This window comes from Xanthobacter pollutisoli, from assembly GCF_040044995.1.
Classification (GTDB): domain Bacteria; phylum Pseudomonadota; class Alphaproteobacteria; order Rhizobiales; family Xanthobacteraceae; genus Xanthobacter.
On the sequence record NZ_JBDZDP010000012.1, the window covers coordinates 77346 to 90771 of the forward strand.

General features: G+C 68.7%; 12 protein-coding genes. 4 read left to right on the plus strand and 8 right to left on the minus strand.

Annotated features, from left to right (window positions below; translation table 11 throughout):
* Positions 1-138: 138 nt before the first annotated feature.
* The 4 genes from ABLE93_RS19570 to ABLE93_RS19585 are packed head-to-tail and all read left to right on the plus strand — an operon-like array spanning position 139 to position 4164.
* Positions 139-1494, plus strand: coding sequence for an LLM class flavin-dependent oxidoreductase (locus ABLE93_RS19570; protein WP_348841517.1), 1356 nt, complete (start codon positions 139-141; stop codon positions 1492-1494).
* Positions 1495-1549: 55 nt separating this feature from the next.
* Positions 1550-2581, plus strand: coding sequence for an ABC transporter substrate-binding protein (locus tag ABLE93_RS19575; protein WP_348841518.1), 1032 nt, complete (start codon positions 1550-1552; stop codon positions 2579-2581).
* 10 nt (positions 2582-2591) lie between these two features.
* Positions 2592-3371: an ABC transporter ATP-binding protein gene (locus ABLE93_RS19580; RefSeq protein WP_348841519.1), complete on the plus strand. Its 780-nt coding sequence runs from the start codon at positions 2592-2594 to the stop codon at positions 3369-3371.
* Complete coding sequence (locus ABLE93_RS19585) at positions 3358-4164, plus strand: ABC transporter permease (protein ID WP_348841520.1); 807 nt, start codon at positions 3358-3360, stop codon at positions 4162-4164. Before ABLE93_RS19580 ends, ABLE93_RS19585 begins: the two co-directional genes overlap by 14 nt.
* 27 nt (positions 4165-4191) lie before the next feature.
* Here ABLE93_RS19585 and ABLE93_RS19590 read toward each other — a convergent pair whose 3' ends face one another.
* The 8 genes from ABLE93_RS19590 to ABLE93_RS19625 are packed head-to-tail and all read right to left on the minus strand — an operon-like array spanning position 4192 to position 13121.
* Positions 4192-5106 (minus strand): ABC transporter substrate-binding protein, encoded by a 915-nt coding sequence (locus tag ABLE93_RS19590; RefSeq protein WP_348841521.1) that lies wholly within the window; start codon positions 5104-5106, stop codon positions 4192-4194.
* Positions 5107-5121: 15 nt separating this feature from the next.
* Positions 5122-6291: a xanthine dehydrogenase family Fe-S subunit gene (locus tag ABLE93_RS19595; protein WP_348841522.1), complete on the minus strand. Its 1170-nt coding sequence runs from the start codon at positions 6289-6291 to the stop codon at positions 5122-5124.
* Positions 6288-7124: an FAD binding domain-containing protein gene (locus ABLE93_RS19600; protein WP_348841523.1), complete on the minus strand. Its 837-nt coding sequence runs from the start codon at positions 7122-7124 to the stop codon at positions 6288-6290. Before ABLE93_RS19600 ends, ABLE93_RS19595 begins: the two co-directional genes overlap by 4 nt.
* Entirely contained in the window at positions 7121-9478 is a 2358-nt protein-coding gene (locus ABLE93_RS19605; RefSeq protein WP_348841524.1) for a xanthine dehydrogenase family protein molybdopterin-binding subunit, read from the minus strand. Before ABLE93_RS19605 ends, ABLE93_RS19600 begins: the two co-directional genes overlap by 4 nt.
* Positions 9479-9481: 3 nt before the next feature.
* On the minus strand, positions 9482-10567 hold the full coding sequence (locus tag ABLE93_RS19610) for an ABC transporter substrate-binding protein (protein ID WP_348841525.1): 1086 nt from the start codon (positions 10565-10567) through the stop codon (positions 9482-9484).
* Positions 10564-11538: an acetamidase/formamidase family protein gene (locus ABLE93_RS19615; RefSeq protein WP_348841526.1), complete on the minus strand. Its 975-nt coding sequence runs from the start codon at positions 11536-11538 to the stop codon at positions 10564-10566. Before ABLE93_RS19615 ends, ABLE93_RS19610 begins: the two co-directional genes overlap by 4 nt.
* 7 nt (positions 11539-11545) lie before the next feature.
* A complete protein-coding gene (locus ABLE93_RS19620; RefSeq protein ID WP_348841527.1) occupies positions 11546-12334 on the minus strand; it encodes an ABC transporter permease in 789 nt (262 codons plus the stop codon).
* Positions 12309-13121: an ABC transporter ATP-binding protein gene (locus tag ABLE93_RS19625; protein ID WP_348841528.1), complete on the minus strand. Its 813-nt coding sequence runs from the start codon at positions 13119-13121 to the stop codon at positions 12309-12311. Before ABLE93_RS19625 ends, ABLE93_RS19620 begins: the two co-directional genes overlap by 26 nt.
* Positions 13122-13426 lie beyond the last annotated feature (305 nt).

Below are 13426 nucleotides of genomic sequence, written 5' to 3' on the forward strand. Positions count from 1 at the left end.
GGCTCGGTGGCCTCCGGTCACGCCGGTTTTCCAGGGCGAGATGCGCCGGGGCGTCTGCGGCACGCCCCCTGCATAGGGTCCGAATCGCGGATGAAGGCGGGGGAGTCCGGGCCACATGAGGGGTTGGCGAGGCACTGTATGAAGCGGACAGGTCAGCTGAAGCTCGGGGCGTTCTTCCATCCCACGGGTCATCATATCGCCTCGTGGCTGCATCCCGGCGCGCAGATCGATGCGGGGACCAATTTCGCCCACTACGCGCAGATGACGCAGGCAGCGGAGCGCGCGAAGTTCGACCTCATCTTCCTCGCCGACGCGGTGGCGACCCGCGACGGCAACCTCGAAGCCCTGTCACGCTGGCCGCAATACATGGCCTTCTTCGACCCGCTGATGCTGCTGGCCGGCCTGGCGGCGGTGACGCAGCATATCGGTCTCGTGGCCACCGCCACCACCAGCTACAACGAGCCCTACCAGATCGCCCGGAGATACGCCTCGCTCGACCTCATGAGCGGCGGGCGTGCGGGGTGGAACGTGGTCACCTCGGGCAATGCGTCGGAGGCCTACAATTTCGGCCGCGACGCCCATTACGGCCATAGCGAGCGCTACCAGCGGGCGGGCGAATTCGTCGACGTGGTGAAGGGGCTTTTGGACAGCTACGACGACGATGCCTTCGTCCGCGACCGCGCCTCGGCGCGCTACTTCGAGCCGGAGAAGCTGCATTTTCTGAACCACCACGGCACCCATTTCAACGTGCGCGGGCCGCTCAACACCGCCCGGCCGCCGCAGGGCTACCCGGTGCTGTTCCAGGCCTCCGCCTCCGACACCGGCAAGGATCTCGCCGCGCAGATCGCCGAGGTGCTGTTCACACCCCTGCACGATCTGGAGAAAGCGAAGGCCTTCTACCGCGAGGTGAAGGGGCATGCCGCGAGGTTCGGCCGCGGTCCGGACGACATGCTGGTGATGCCGGGCCTCAACGTGGTGGTGGGCGCGACGCAGAAGGAGGCGGACGAGAAGCTCGAGTATCTCCAGACCCTGATCCACCCGGCGGTGGGCAAGGAACTCTTGTCCAATGCCCTCGGAGGGGTGGACCTCACCGACGTGGACATCGACAAGCCGCTGCCGGACCACATCATCTCGCCCGAGGACCGCAAGACCAATCCGCGCTTCTCCTACCTCTTCAAGGAGCCGCTGACGGTCCGCCAGATGTACGAGCGCTACGGCGCGGCGCGCGGCCAGCGCACGCTGAAGGGCACGCCCAGCACCATCGTGGACCAGATGCAGGAATGGTTCGAGGGCTATGGGGTGGATGGCTTCCTGATCCAGCCGCCGGTGCTGCCCCTGGGGCTCACCGAATTCATCGACCAGGTCATCCCCGAGCTTCAGAACCGCGGCCTGTTCCGCACCGAATATACCGGCCGCACCTTGCGGGAGAATCTGGGCCTGAAGCGCCCGGCCAGCCGCTACGCGCAGGCCCCCGCGATGGCCGGCGCCATCTGATTCCGCAAACCACCAGAACCGGGCCGGCGAAGGCCCCGAACCAGAGGACAAGGCCATGACCGCGTTGAAGACGAGGACGCCTAAGTCCGGCCCGCTCGCGCGCCTCGCCGGCGCCGTGGCGCTCGGCTCCCTGCTGCTTGGCGCCCCGGCCGCGAGCGCTGCCGACAACGTAAAGCTCGCGCTCAACTGGCTGGTGAGCGGCAAGAACGCGCCCTATTTCGTGGCGGTGGAGAAGGGCTTCTACGCGGAGCAGGGGCTCAATGTCTCGATCTCCCGCGGCAACGGCTCCGGCGACACCATCAAGCGCGTGGCCGCGGGGGAATCCGATTTCGGCCTCGCCGATACCGCCGCGGTGATCGGCGCAAAGGCCAATGACGAGTCGCCGGTCAAGCTGGTGGGGCTGATCTTCGGCAAGTCCTCGGTGGCCATCCTCTATGTGAAGGGCGCCATCAAGGAGCCCAACGACCTCATCGGCAAGAAGCTCGGCCGGTCGGCGGCCGGCGCCTCGGTGAACATGTTCCCGGCCTTTCTTCAGGCCAACAAGATCGAGCGCTCTGGCATCAACGAGGTGGTGGTGAACCCCAACTCCTTCCTGCCCCTGATGCTCTCCAAGCAGGTGGATGCCGTGCTGGACCAGAGCTCCTATCTCGGCCGCTACCGCAAGGGCGCTCAGGAGGCGGGCCTGGACATCGACGCCTTCCGCTTCGCCGACTACGGCCTCGACCTCTATGGCGACGGCATCATCGTGAAGACCGATCTCATCAAGTCGAATCCCGCCCTCATCAAGCGCTTCATGGCGGCGACCCTGAAGGGCAGCCAGTATGCCTTCGAGAATCCCGACGAGGCGATCGCGATCCTGCGCAAGACCAACCCCGAGATCGACGCAGACGTGGGCAAGGAGGAGCTCCTGGACACCAAGCAGCTCGCCATGACCGACGAGGTGGCCAAGCACGGCCTCGGCTACATCGACGCCAAGCACATGGAGAACGTGCGCGACATTGTCACCAAGTCGCTGTCGCTGAAGCGCTCTGTGCCGGTGGATGAGATCTACACGCTGGAATTCCTGCCGCCCGAGAAGAAGAGCTGAGGGCGGGCGCATGACCCAGATCCTGGAGGTCCGCCGCCTGTCCATGGAGTACACGACGCGCTCCGGCCGCACCGTCCTGGCGCTCGACGACATCCATGCGGACATCGGCGAGAACGAGTTCGTCACCATCCTGGGGCCGAGCGGCTGCGGGAAGTCCACGCTGCTGAAGATCGTCGCCAGCGTGATCCGGCCGTCGAGCGGGGAGGTGTTCTTCGAGGGGCGCCCGCTCACGTCGCCCACCGCGCGCATCGGCATGGTGTTCCAGCAGCCGATCCTCATGCCCTGGCGCAACATCCTGGAGAACGTGCTGTTCCCGATCGAGATGATGGGCAAGAGCACCAGATCCTACGACGCCGAGGCCCGCGACCTGCTGAAGCTGGTGGGCCTCGCCGGGTTCGAGAAGGCCATGCCCAACGAGCTCTCCGGCGGCATGCAGCAGCGCGCGGCCATCTGCCGGGCGCTGATCTACGACCCCAAGCTGCTGCTGATGGACGAGCCGTTTGCCGCGCTCGACGCCATGACCCGCGAGGAGCTCGGCATCGAGCTGCTGCGGATCTGGAGCGAGCGCAAGAAGACGGTGATGTTCGTCACCCACTCGATCCAGGAAGGCATCCTGCTCGCCGACCGGGTGCTGGTGATGACCGCCCGCCCGGGCCGCGTCGCCGCCTCGATCAAGATCGACCTGCCGCGCCCGCGCACGATCAACATGGTGTCCACGCATGAGTACGGCCGCTACGCTGAAGAAATCCGTTCCCTTATCTCCGGCGGGCAGCAGATTGCCGCCGCATAAGGTGCCGTTCGCGCGGCTCAGGCGCTTCCTGCAAGGCAATTTCGCCGCGGTGCTGGTGTTCGTCTGCCTCATCACCGGGTGGGAGCTGGCCTGCACCATCGGCAAGGTGCCGCAATGGCTGCTGCCGGCGCCGAGCCGCATCGTCGGGGCCTTGTGGACGGCGCGTGACATTCTGCCGATTCATATCATGACCACCACCATCGAAGTGCTGCTGGGCTTCGGCCTCGGCGTGTCGGTGGGCGTCCCGCTGTCCATCCTCATCGTGCTGTCGCCGCTGGCGCGCAAGGTGATCTATCCCATCCTGGTGGTGCTCCAGTCGGTGCCCAAGGTGGCGCTGGCGCCCATCGTCCTGGTGTGGATCGGCTACGGCACCGGGTCCAAGGTGCTGATCGCGGCCATGACCGCCTTCTTCCCCATCATCATCAACACCTCTGCGGGGATGGAGGCCGTGCCGCGCGAACTGCTGGAGCTCTCGCGCTCGCTCAATTCCCCCAGCCTGAAGGTGTTCTGGAAGGTGCGGCTGCCCTTCGCCATGCCCTATCTATTTTCGGGCATGAAGGTGGCCATGGCGCTGGCGCTGATCGGCGCCGTGGTGGGCGAGTTCGTGGGGTCCGACCGGGGCCTCGGCTACCTCATCCTCACCTTCTCCTCCACCATGAACACCCCGCTGGTGTTCGGCGCCATGGCGCTGCTGGCGGTGCTGGGCATCTGCCTGTTCTATGTCGTCTCGCTCGCCGAGCGCGTGTTCTGCCCGTGGTACCAGAGCGGCGGCGACAAGGAGCGCTATATCTGAGTCCGCCCTGGTGACGGGGCAGGGCGTTCACCACAGGTGGCGCATGCCTTCCGCCACCACGGCGTCGTACGGCACGTCGGCGTCGAGGATGCCGATGTCGCGGCTGAAGCGGTTCATGCCGGCGATGAAGTCCGGCGTGAGTCCCGCCTGGTAGAAGGGGAGGTCGCGGCGGATCTGCGCCTCGATGCGGTCCGCCACTTCGGGGAACAGCTTTTCCCCCACTTGCCGCGCGCGGGCCGGGTCTGCGGCGAGGATCTTCTGGGCGTCGACGATGGCCCGCACCGCCGACTCGCAGGCCGTGGGATTCTCCGCCAGCAGGCGATCGGTGGTCGCCACCGTCGCCATGGTGTAGTTGAAGGCCTCCGCCGGCCCGTCGCCGCGCCGCACGTCCAGCACCACGGTGCCGGAGCCACGCGCCACGGCGAGATCCGCCCCCATGCCGTTGGCCCAGAAGCCGTCCACGATGCCCGCCTCCAGCGCCTCCACGGCGGCGAGGCCGAAATTGATCCGCGGCTCCAGTGAGCCGGGGGTGGGGGCGATGGTGACGGCGTCTCGCACCAGATCGATGCCGGCCTGCGTGAGAAGGCGCTTGAGGCCCATGCCGACCCAGGGCGCCGCGCCGATGCGCTTGCCCTTCACCACCTCAAGGTCGCCGCGCTTCGCACCGAGGTCGGCACGCATGACGAGGAACCAGTACATGCCCTGGGACTGGGCGCACAGCAGCTTCGCGCCTTGCCAGCGCGGGAAGGCGGAGAGGGCCGAGTGGGCGGAGCCGGCGACGAAGTCCACCGCCCCCTCGCGCATGGCCGCGTAGGCCCGCTCCACCGGCGAAATCAGCTCGATCTGCGCATCGACGCCATGGGCGGCGAAGCAGCCCAGTTCCACCGCGGCCTCGGCCGGGAAATAGGAGGGCGAGACCAGGTCCGGGACGGCAATCTTCATGGGCGCCAAACCGCGTCAGCGGGCCTTTCTGAACAGCGAACGGAATTTCTCTGCGATGGCGGCGGCCACCAGCGCCCAGGGGCGCAAGGCCGCCTCAGACGCCGGCGGGGCGTCCTCCCCGCCTTCCAGCATGGCTTCCAGCCGCCGGGCGAACTCGGCGGCGAGGCGCGCCATCAGGCCCTGGACGATCTGGCTGCGGCCGAACTGGGCCAGGGGGCCGGCCAGCAAGGCGCGGACCGCGATGTCGATGCGGGTCGCATCGGTGCCCCCGGGCGCGAGGGCATAGGTGATCTCGGCGCGGGCGCTCGATCCGCTGAGGCTGTCGCGGCCGGCGCCGGACAGCATGCCGCGCTTCCCTGGTTCGTCCCGCGCGATGTGCGCGGTGCCGGTGAAATTGGTGGCGATGGGGCCGACTTTCACCGCGACCCGGCCTTCCACGCGCCCGTCCGCCGGCGGGGCGGTCAAGGTCGCGCCGGGCATGCAGCGGGCGACGCGGGGAATGTCATCCAGAACCGCCCACACTTCGGCCAGAGGCCGCCGCACGGTGAAGGCGAGCGCGGTCTCCAGATTGGGCGCGCGGCCGCCGAGGCCGAGCTCGCCGGTTGCGGGCGCGGCTGCTGTCACGGCAGCGGGCGGGGCAGCGGCCTGGGCGGACGACACCGCGGCCGCGCGGGCGCCCACCGGTCCGAGCCGGCCCTGGGGGATGGCGTCGGCGCCCTCCGCCTTCCGGTCTTCCAGCACCCGGCAGATTGCCCGCACGATGCCGGCATAGCCGGTACAGCGGCAGAGATTGCCGGCGAGCTCCGTGCGCACCCGCGCCGCATCCGCATCCGGCAGGCGCAGGACGATGTCGCGGGCGGTGACCAGCATGCCCGGCGTGCAGAAACCGCACTGCAATGCATGCTCCGCGTGGAAGGCGGCTCGCAACTGCGCCATCACCCCGTCGGTGCCGAAGCCCTCGACGGTGGTCACCTCCGCGCCCTGGCAAGCCACCGCATAATTGATGCAGGAGCGGGCGGGCGCGCCGTCGATGAGCACCGTGCAGGCGCCGCACACCCCTTGCTCGCAGCGCAGGTGCGTGCCGGTGAGGTCGAGCGTGTCGCGCAGGAAGTCGGCGAGGTGGGTGCGGGGCTCGGCGACGCCGCAGACGCTGCGCCCGTTCACGGAAAGGGATATCTCGGTCACGATGGGATGGCCTGGGGAAACGCCTCGGCGGCGGCGCGGCGCAGCGCCGTGAGATGGAGGTGGCGCGCGGCCGGGGTGGTGATGCCGGCGTCCGCGAGCAGGCCGGCGAGGCCGGGTTCGTCGAGGCGGCCGGTGCCGAGGCCGAACCGCGCGCCGGCGTCCTCCACCAGGATCGGCCGGCCATGGGTGGCGCCGATGAGCGCCCGGCAGGTGCCGCCGTCGGGTTCCGCGACCACGACGGCGATGGCCATGGCGAACTTGCCGGTCTTGCGCGCGATCTTGGCGTGGCCCAAGCGCGTTCCCGGCGCGGGCTTGGGCACGATGATGGTGGAAAGCACTTCGTCCTCCGCCAGCAGGGTCTCGAACGCGGCGGTCATGAAGTCGGCCGCGGCCACGGTCCGCGAACCCGCCGGGCCGGCGAGCTCATAGCGGGCGCCCAGCGCCGGCATGAGGTTCACCCAGTCGGCGGCGGGGTCGGCATGGGTGAGGCTGCCCCCCACGGTGCCGCGGTTGCGCACCGCGCGATAGGCGATGCCGGCCGCCACCCGCTGGAGCAGCGGCACGGCCCGGGTGTCGATGCGCTGGTCCTCGATATTCGCCGCGGTGAGGCCGGCGCCGAGGTGGAGCGCATCCGCCGTTTCCGAGAAGGCGTGGAGCGCCTCCAGGCCGGAGATGTCCACCAGCAGGCGGGGCTGGACCAGCCGCAGGTTCAGCATGGGGCCGAGCGACTGCCCGCCGGCGATGAGCTTGGCGCCGCCGTCCGCCGTCTTGAGGGCGGCGCAGGCCTCGGCCAGCGTGCGGGGGCGCAGATAGTCGAAGGGCGCGGGCTTCATGGCCGGCTTGCCGAGAGGATCGCGTCGAGGATCAGGTCCGGCGTCAGGGGCACCTGGTTCAGCTCCACGCCGAGCGGGCGCAGGGCGTCGTTCACCGCCGAGCAGATGGCGGCGGGCGGGGCCACCGCGCCGCCTTCGCCGATGCCCTTCACCCCGAAGGCGGTGTAGGGCGAGGGCGTTTCCATGTGCAGGATACGGATGTCGGGCACGTCGGCTGCGCCGGGCAGGATGTAGTCCAGCAGCGTCGAGGCGAGCGGCTGGCCCTGGGCGTCGAACGGCATGGCCTCGAACAGGCCGGTGCCGATGCCCTGGGCCGTGCCGCCGGTGATCTGGCCATCGACGATCATGGGGTTCACCAGCACCCCGCCATCTTCCACCACCACGTAATCCAGGATCTCCACCAGCCCCGTGCCGGGGTCCACCGCCACCAGCGCCGCATGGGCGGCATAGCTGAACGTGCCGCTGTCGCGTCCGGCGCGGTAGCCGGCCGTCACCTCCAGCCCGCCCGTGTCCACGCCGGGGGGCAGCTGCTGGGGCTGGAGATACCAGGCGCGTGCGACGTCGCGCAGGGAGACGCTGGCCTCTCCGCCCTGCACGGCGCCATCCGCGACGCGCACCGCCGCCGGATCCGCCTGGAGCAGCCAGGCGCCGATCTTCGCGGCGCGGGCGGCGAGCGCGCGGGCGGCTTCCGCCACCGCGCCGCCGCCCATGACGATGGAGCGCGAGCCCCAGGTGCCGGTGGAGAAGGGCACCAGCAGGGTGTCGCCCTGGAGCACCTTGATGCGCTCCAGCGGCAGGCCCAGGATCTCGTGCGCGATCTGGGCGAAGGTGGTCTCGTGGCCCTGGCCGTGGGAATGGGTGCCGACGCGGATTTCCAGGTCGCCGTCCGAGGTGAGGCGCAGGGTCGCCTGCTCATAGCCGGGCACCACCGGCCGGCCCCAGGAGGCGAGCACCGACGTCCCGTGGGCGCCCTGTTCGCAGAAGATGGCGATGCCCACGCCGATGTGGCGTCCGTCGGCCTCGCCCTGCCGCTGGCGCGCACGCACGCCGGGCACGTCGATGGCCGCGACCGCGCGGCGCAGGCATTCGGGATAGTCGCCGCTGTCGAAATGCTTCTTCAGCACGTTGTCGAACGGCATGCGCTCCGGCCCGACCAGGTTCCGCAGGCGCACCTCGTAGGGCTCCAGCCCGGCCTCCGCGGCGATGGCGTCCATCACCGTCTCCATGGCGAGGCACACGCCGGTGCGGGCGACGCCGCGATAGGGCAGGATCGGGCACTTGTTGGTGGCCACCGCATGGGAGCGGCAGCGATAGACCGGCAGATCGTAGGGGCCGGGCAGGAGGCTCGCCACCTGCGCCGCCTCCAGCGCGGAGGACGTGGGGTAGACCGAATAGGCCCCCGCATCCACATGGGCGATGCAGTCGAGGCCGAGGAGCCTGCCTTCCGCGTCGGCATAGCCGGTGATGGTGTAGGCGTGCTCGCGGCAATTGGCGTTGGCGACCAGGTGCTCGCGGCAGTCCTCAAGCCAGCGCACCGGGTGGCCCACATGGCGGGTGAGCCAGGCCAAGGCCACTTCCTCGCGCAGCAGCAGGCCCTTGTAGCCGAACCCCCCGCCCACGTCCGGGGAGATCACCCGCACCTGACCGCTCGGGATGCCGAGGCATTCGGCGAGCCCGTGCTGCACCACGTGGGGCATCTGGGTGGCCGAGACCAGGGTGAGCACGTCGAGCCGCGCGTCGACGTGCGCGACCACGCCCCGACCCTCCATGGGGAACATGCAGTGGCGCGCGGTGCGGATCTCCCGCGTCACGCGGATGGCCGCGTCCTGCGCGACCCGGCCGATGTCGCCGTCTTCCGAGAAGGTGATGAAGACATTGTCGCCCCAGGCCTCGTGCACCAGCGGCGCGCCCGGCGCGCAGGCGGCGATCATGTCGGTGACGGCGGGCAGCTCCTCATAGTCGAGGGTGACCTGCGCCACCATGTCCTCGGCCTCGGCGCGGGTGCGCGCGAGGCACATGGCGACGATCTCGCCGACATAGCGGACCTTGTCCACGGCGAGGATGGGCTCCGCGGAATGCTTGAAGCCCGGCAGTGCCGTAGCGGCGCGGATCGGCTCGACGCCCGCGAGGTCGGCGGCGGTGAAGACGCACGCGCGCAACGCGTCGGGCACATGGATACCCCGCAGCCGCGCATGGGCCACCGGGCTGCGGACGAAGGCCACCTCCCGCATGCCGGGCAGGCGCACGTCGGCCACATACTGCCCGCGTCCTTGCAGGAAGCGCTCGTCCTCCTTGCGCAGCACCGACGCACCGACACCCGATGCGCCAATCTCCGCCGCGGCGCGCCTCGCCATGGCTCAGGCCTTCCGCGGGATGAATTTTTCCGAGCGGGCCTCGAGCGCCGCCCAGTCCGCGTCGTCGATCTTCACCGCGCCGACGAAGGCGTTGGTGAACAGCGTATCGGTGGCCGGCAGATTCTTCACGTCCATGTAGGTCTTGACGGTATCCACCGTGGCCTGGATCAGCGCCGGGTCCATGTAGCCGAGGCCGTTGGCCTTCACCGATGGCACGAGGCCGAGGGCGGTGCTCACCGCCTGGCCGTATTCGACCACTTTCTTGGTGATGGCGTTGCCGCCCTGGAATTCCTTCACGCTCTCCAGGTGCAGGTCCACCGCCTTGTCAGGGTTGAGATAGACATATTTCAGCCCGTCCATGAGCCCCCCGACGAACGCCTTGCACAGCTCCGGCTTCTGCTGGACCGTGGTCTTCTTGGTGGCGACCACGTTGCTGAAGGCCTTGATGCCGTAGTCCTCGTAGAGAATGGAATTGATCTCCAGGCCGTTGGCCCACAGGCTGGGTGCGATCGAGCCGAAGAAGTTGCCCTCGGCCTTCACCTGCTTTTCCACCAGCGCCTTGATGAGCGCGGCGGCGTCCATGGTGACCTTGTTGACCTTCTTGTCGTCGATGCCGGTGGCCTTGACGAAGGCGGGCCAAAGCTGGAAGTCGCCCGAGCCCACGTCGAACGCCACGGTCTGGCCTTCCAGGTCCTTGGGCGTGGTGAGGCCGTTTTCCTTGAGCGAGAAGATGCCGATGGGGCATTTCGGCCAGATGCCGGCCACCGCCGTGAGATCAAGGCCGCGCGCCGCGCAGTTCATCATCACCGCAAGGTCGAGGATGCCGAACTCGTACTGGCCCTGGTCCACCGGCACGCACACCTTGCCGGAGCCGAAGCCCCGGTCGATGGTGACATCGAGGCCGCGCTGCTCCCAGAAGCCCATCTTCTTGGCCACGAAGGCGTAGCTGAACGTGCCCAGCGGCAGCCAGGGCAAGGTCATCTTCACCGGCGTGAGCGGCGCGGCATGCAGCACCGCCGGCAGAGGCAGGCTCAGGGCCGCGCCCGCAGCGCCGGCGAACTTCAGGAGGGAACGCCGGTCCACGGTCATGAGAAGTCTCCGGGTCTGGGCAGGAAGCTCGGCTTCCGTGGGAAGGTTTCGACGAGGGAGAGCGGCAGCATGGCGTGGATGCCGCGATTGCCGTTCACGAACTGGGTGACGTGCATGTCCGCCGCGACGCTGCACAGGCGGTAGGCGTCGTGGAAGGCGATCCCGCAATCCTGCTCCAGGATGGCGATCAGGCTGCGCATGGCGAGCCGCGCGGCATCGTCCAGGTCCTCGTGGAACGCCATGGTCATCAGGTGGGTGGGCGAGACCGCCACCGGCCATTCGAGCGTGCGGTCGGTGAGCAGCGAGAGCCGGAAGCGGCCGTCGAGGCTGGTCTCCAGTGCGGTCTGGTTGATCTCGCCGTCGCCCTGCGCCGCGTGGCCGTCGCCGGCGCTGAACAGGGCGCCGTCCACCCATACCGGCAGGAGCAGGCGGGTGCCCTTCACGAGTTCCTTGTTATCCAGATTGCCGCCATGGCGATTGGGAGGCCGGCTGTCGAGCCGGCCCCATTCGCGCGGTGGCGCGACCGCCATCTGGCCGAAGAACGGCCGGGTCGGCACCTTGATGCCGGGCACCACCTCGGCCAGCCCCGTGGACAGGTCGATGGGCATGATGACGGTGCGCTGGACCGGCTGCTCCGTGGGGAACATCCCCTTGAGCGGGCTGACGATGTTGTAGGCGTAGGGCTGCGTGATGCGGACGTCGAGGATGTCCACCACCAGCACGTTGCCGGCGCGCGCGCCGCGCACCGCGACCGGCCCGGTGAGGATGTGCGGGCCGGTGCCCCGCGGGGCACGGGCATAGATGTCGTGGATCGCGGGGGGCAGCCAGTCGGCCGGCACGTCGTCGTCGGGATGGGCGGAGATGGAGCCGAGGGAAATCTCCTCGCCGGGATCGATCTCCAGCACCGGTACGAGCCTAGCGTCGTGGAAGCCGAAATGGACGGTCTCGGCCGTGGGGTCCAGGCGTTTCATGGAGAGATCATCCCTGTCCGGCGCCAGCGGGATCGGAGGGGCCCTGCCAATAGACGGCGATGCGCTCCGCCTCGGCGATGAGCCAGTAGAGGCCAAGCCCGCTGATGCTGAGGGCGGCGATGGCGGCCATCATCAGCGGCGTGTCCAGCAGGCCGCCCGACAGCTTGATGAGGTAGCCGATGCCTTCCTGGGAGGCCACGAACTCGGAGACGATCACGCCGATGATGGAGAGCGTGATGGAAATCTTCATGCCGCTGAAGATGTAGGGCAGGGCGTGGGGCAGCTGGATCTTCCAGAAGATCTGCCAGCGCGAGCCCATGAAGGTGCGGGCCATGCGGTGGATGTCCTCGTCCACCGACTGAAACCCCATGGCCGCATTGATGGTCATGGGGAAGAAGGCGATCAGGAAGGCCAGCAGCAGGCTGGAGAGCGTGCCGGTGCCGAACCACACCACGAACAGCGGCGCGATGGAGATCTTCGGCACCACCTGGCTCACCACGATCATGGGATAGAGGCCCGCGCGCAGCGCGCTCGACCAGGTGATGAGCACGGCCACCGCGATGCCGCCCACGACGGAGAGCGCGAAGCCGCCCAGGGTGAGGTAGAGCGAAGGCCACAGATGGGTGAGGATGAGGTCGTAGCGCTCCACCATAACCGCGACGATCTCCGACGGCGGCGGCAGGATGATGCTGCGGATGTGGAGCGCGCGCACGGCGATCTCCCATGCGGCGAGCAGGCCGACGGGAAGCACCACGGGCCAGACGAACTTCTCAATGGTCCGCAGCAACGCCTTCATGGCTGGCCTCGATGCTGCGGCGTAGGTGTCGGACATAGCCATTGAAGTCTTCCTCTTCCGTCATGGCGATGTGACGGGGACGGGGCAGGTCGATGGCCAGATCCTCGACCAGGGTTGCGGGCCGCCGCCCCATCACCAGCACCCGATCGGACAGGAACGCCGCCTCGCGGATGGAATGGGTGACGAAAACCACGGTCTTGCGGTTGGCCTGCCAGATGCGCAGCAGCTCCACCGACATCTCGTCGCGGGTGATGGCATCGAGCGCGCTGAACGGCTCGTCCATCAGCAGCGTGGAGGGGTCGTGGATCAGCGCCCGGCAGATGGCGGCGCGCTGGCGCATGCCGCCGGACAGAGCACGGGGCAGGGCGGCCGCGAAGTCCTCCAGCTTCGCCATCTTCAGCAGTTCCATGGCCCGGTCCCGATAGGGCGCGCGGGGCTTCTTGAGCAGCTCGATGGGAAAGAGGACGTTGTCGAGGACGGAGCGCCAGGGCAGCAGGACCGGGCTCTGGAACACCACGCCCACATCCGGGCGCGGGCCGGTGACGCGCTCACCCGCCACCAGGATTTCGCCCGAAGTGGGTTGGATGAGCCCCGCGATCATCATCAGCAGCGTGCTCTTTCCGCACCCCGAGGGACCGAGCAGGCTGACGAACTCCCCGTCGCCGATCTCCAGCGAGACGTTCCGGATCGCTTCCAGCTGGTTGAAGACCTTCCGCACGCCGCGAATGGACAGCAGGGGAATGTCCGGGGCGGCGTCCAGTCTGGCGCTTGCGGCCGCAGCTCTCATGACACGTCTCACCGCGGCCCTTGCGGGATCGGTGCCTCTTGGATGATCGGGGGAATGTCGACGGGCGCCGCCCACAGGGCAGTCATCCTATCAGCCTATCATCTGGTCATTCGAAAGTTAGAACAAGTTGGACGGGCGCTCAAGCGACCTGCCGTTCTCCAAAGCACGGAGCGTGCCAAGCAGAGGGTGGGCAGGCAACCGGCCTGCGGGTGTGGGAGAGGGGAGGGCTCCGCGTTTCAACCCGATCCCGAGAGACCGGAGGGATGGCTGGCGGATCGCGCTGCTCCGCGGCGGTCGATCGCCCT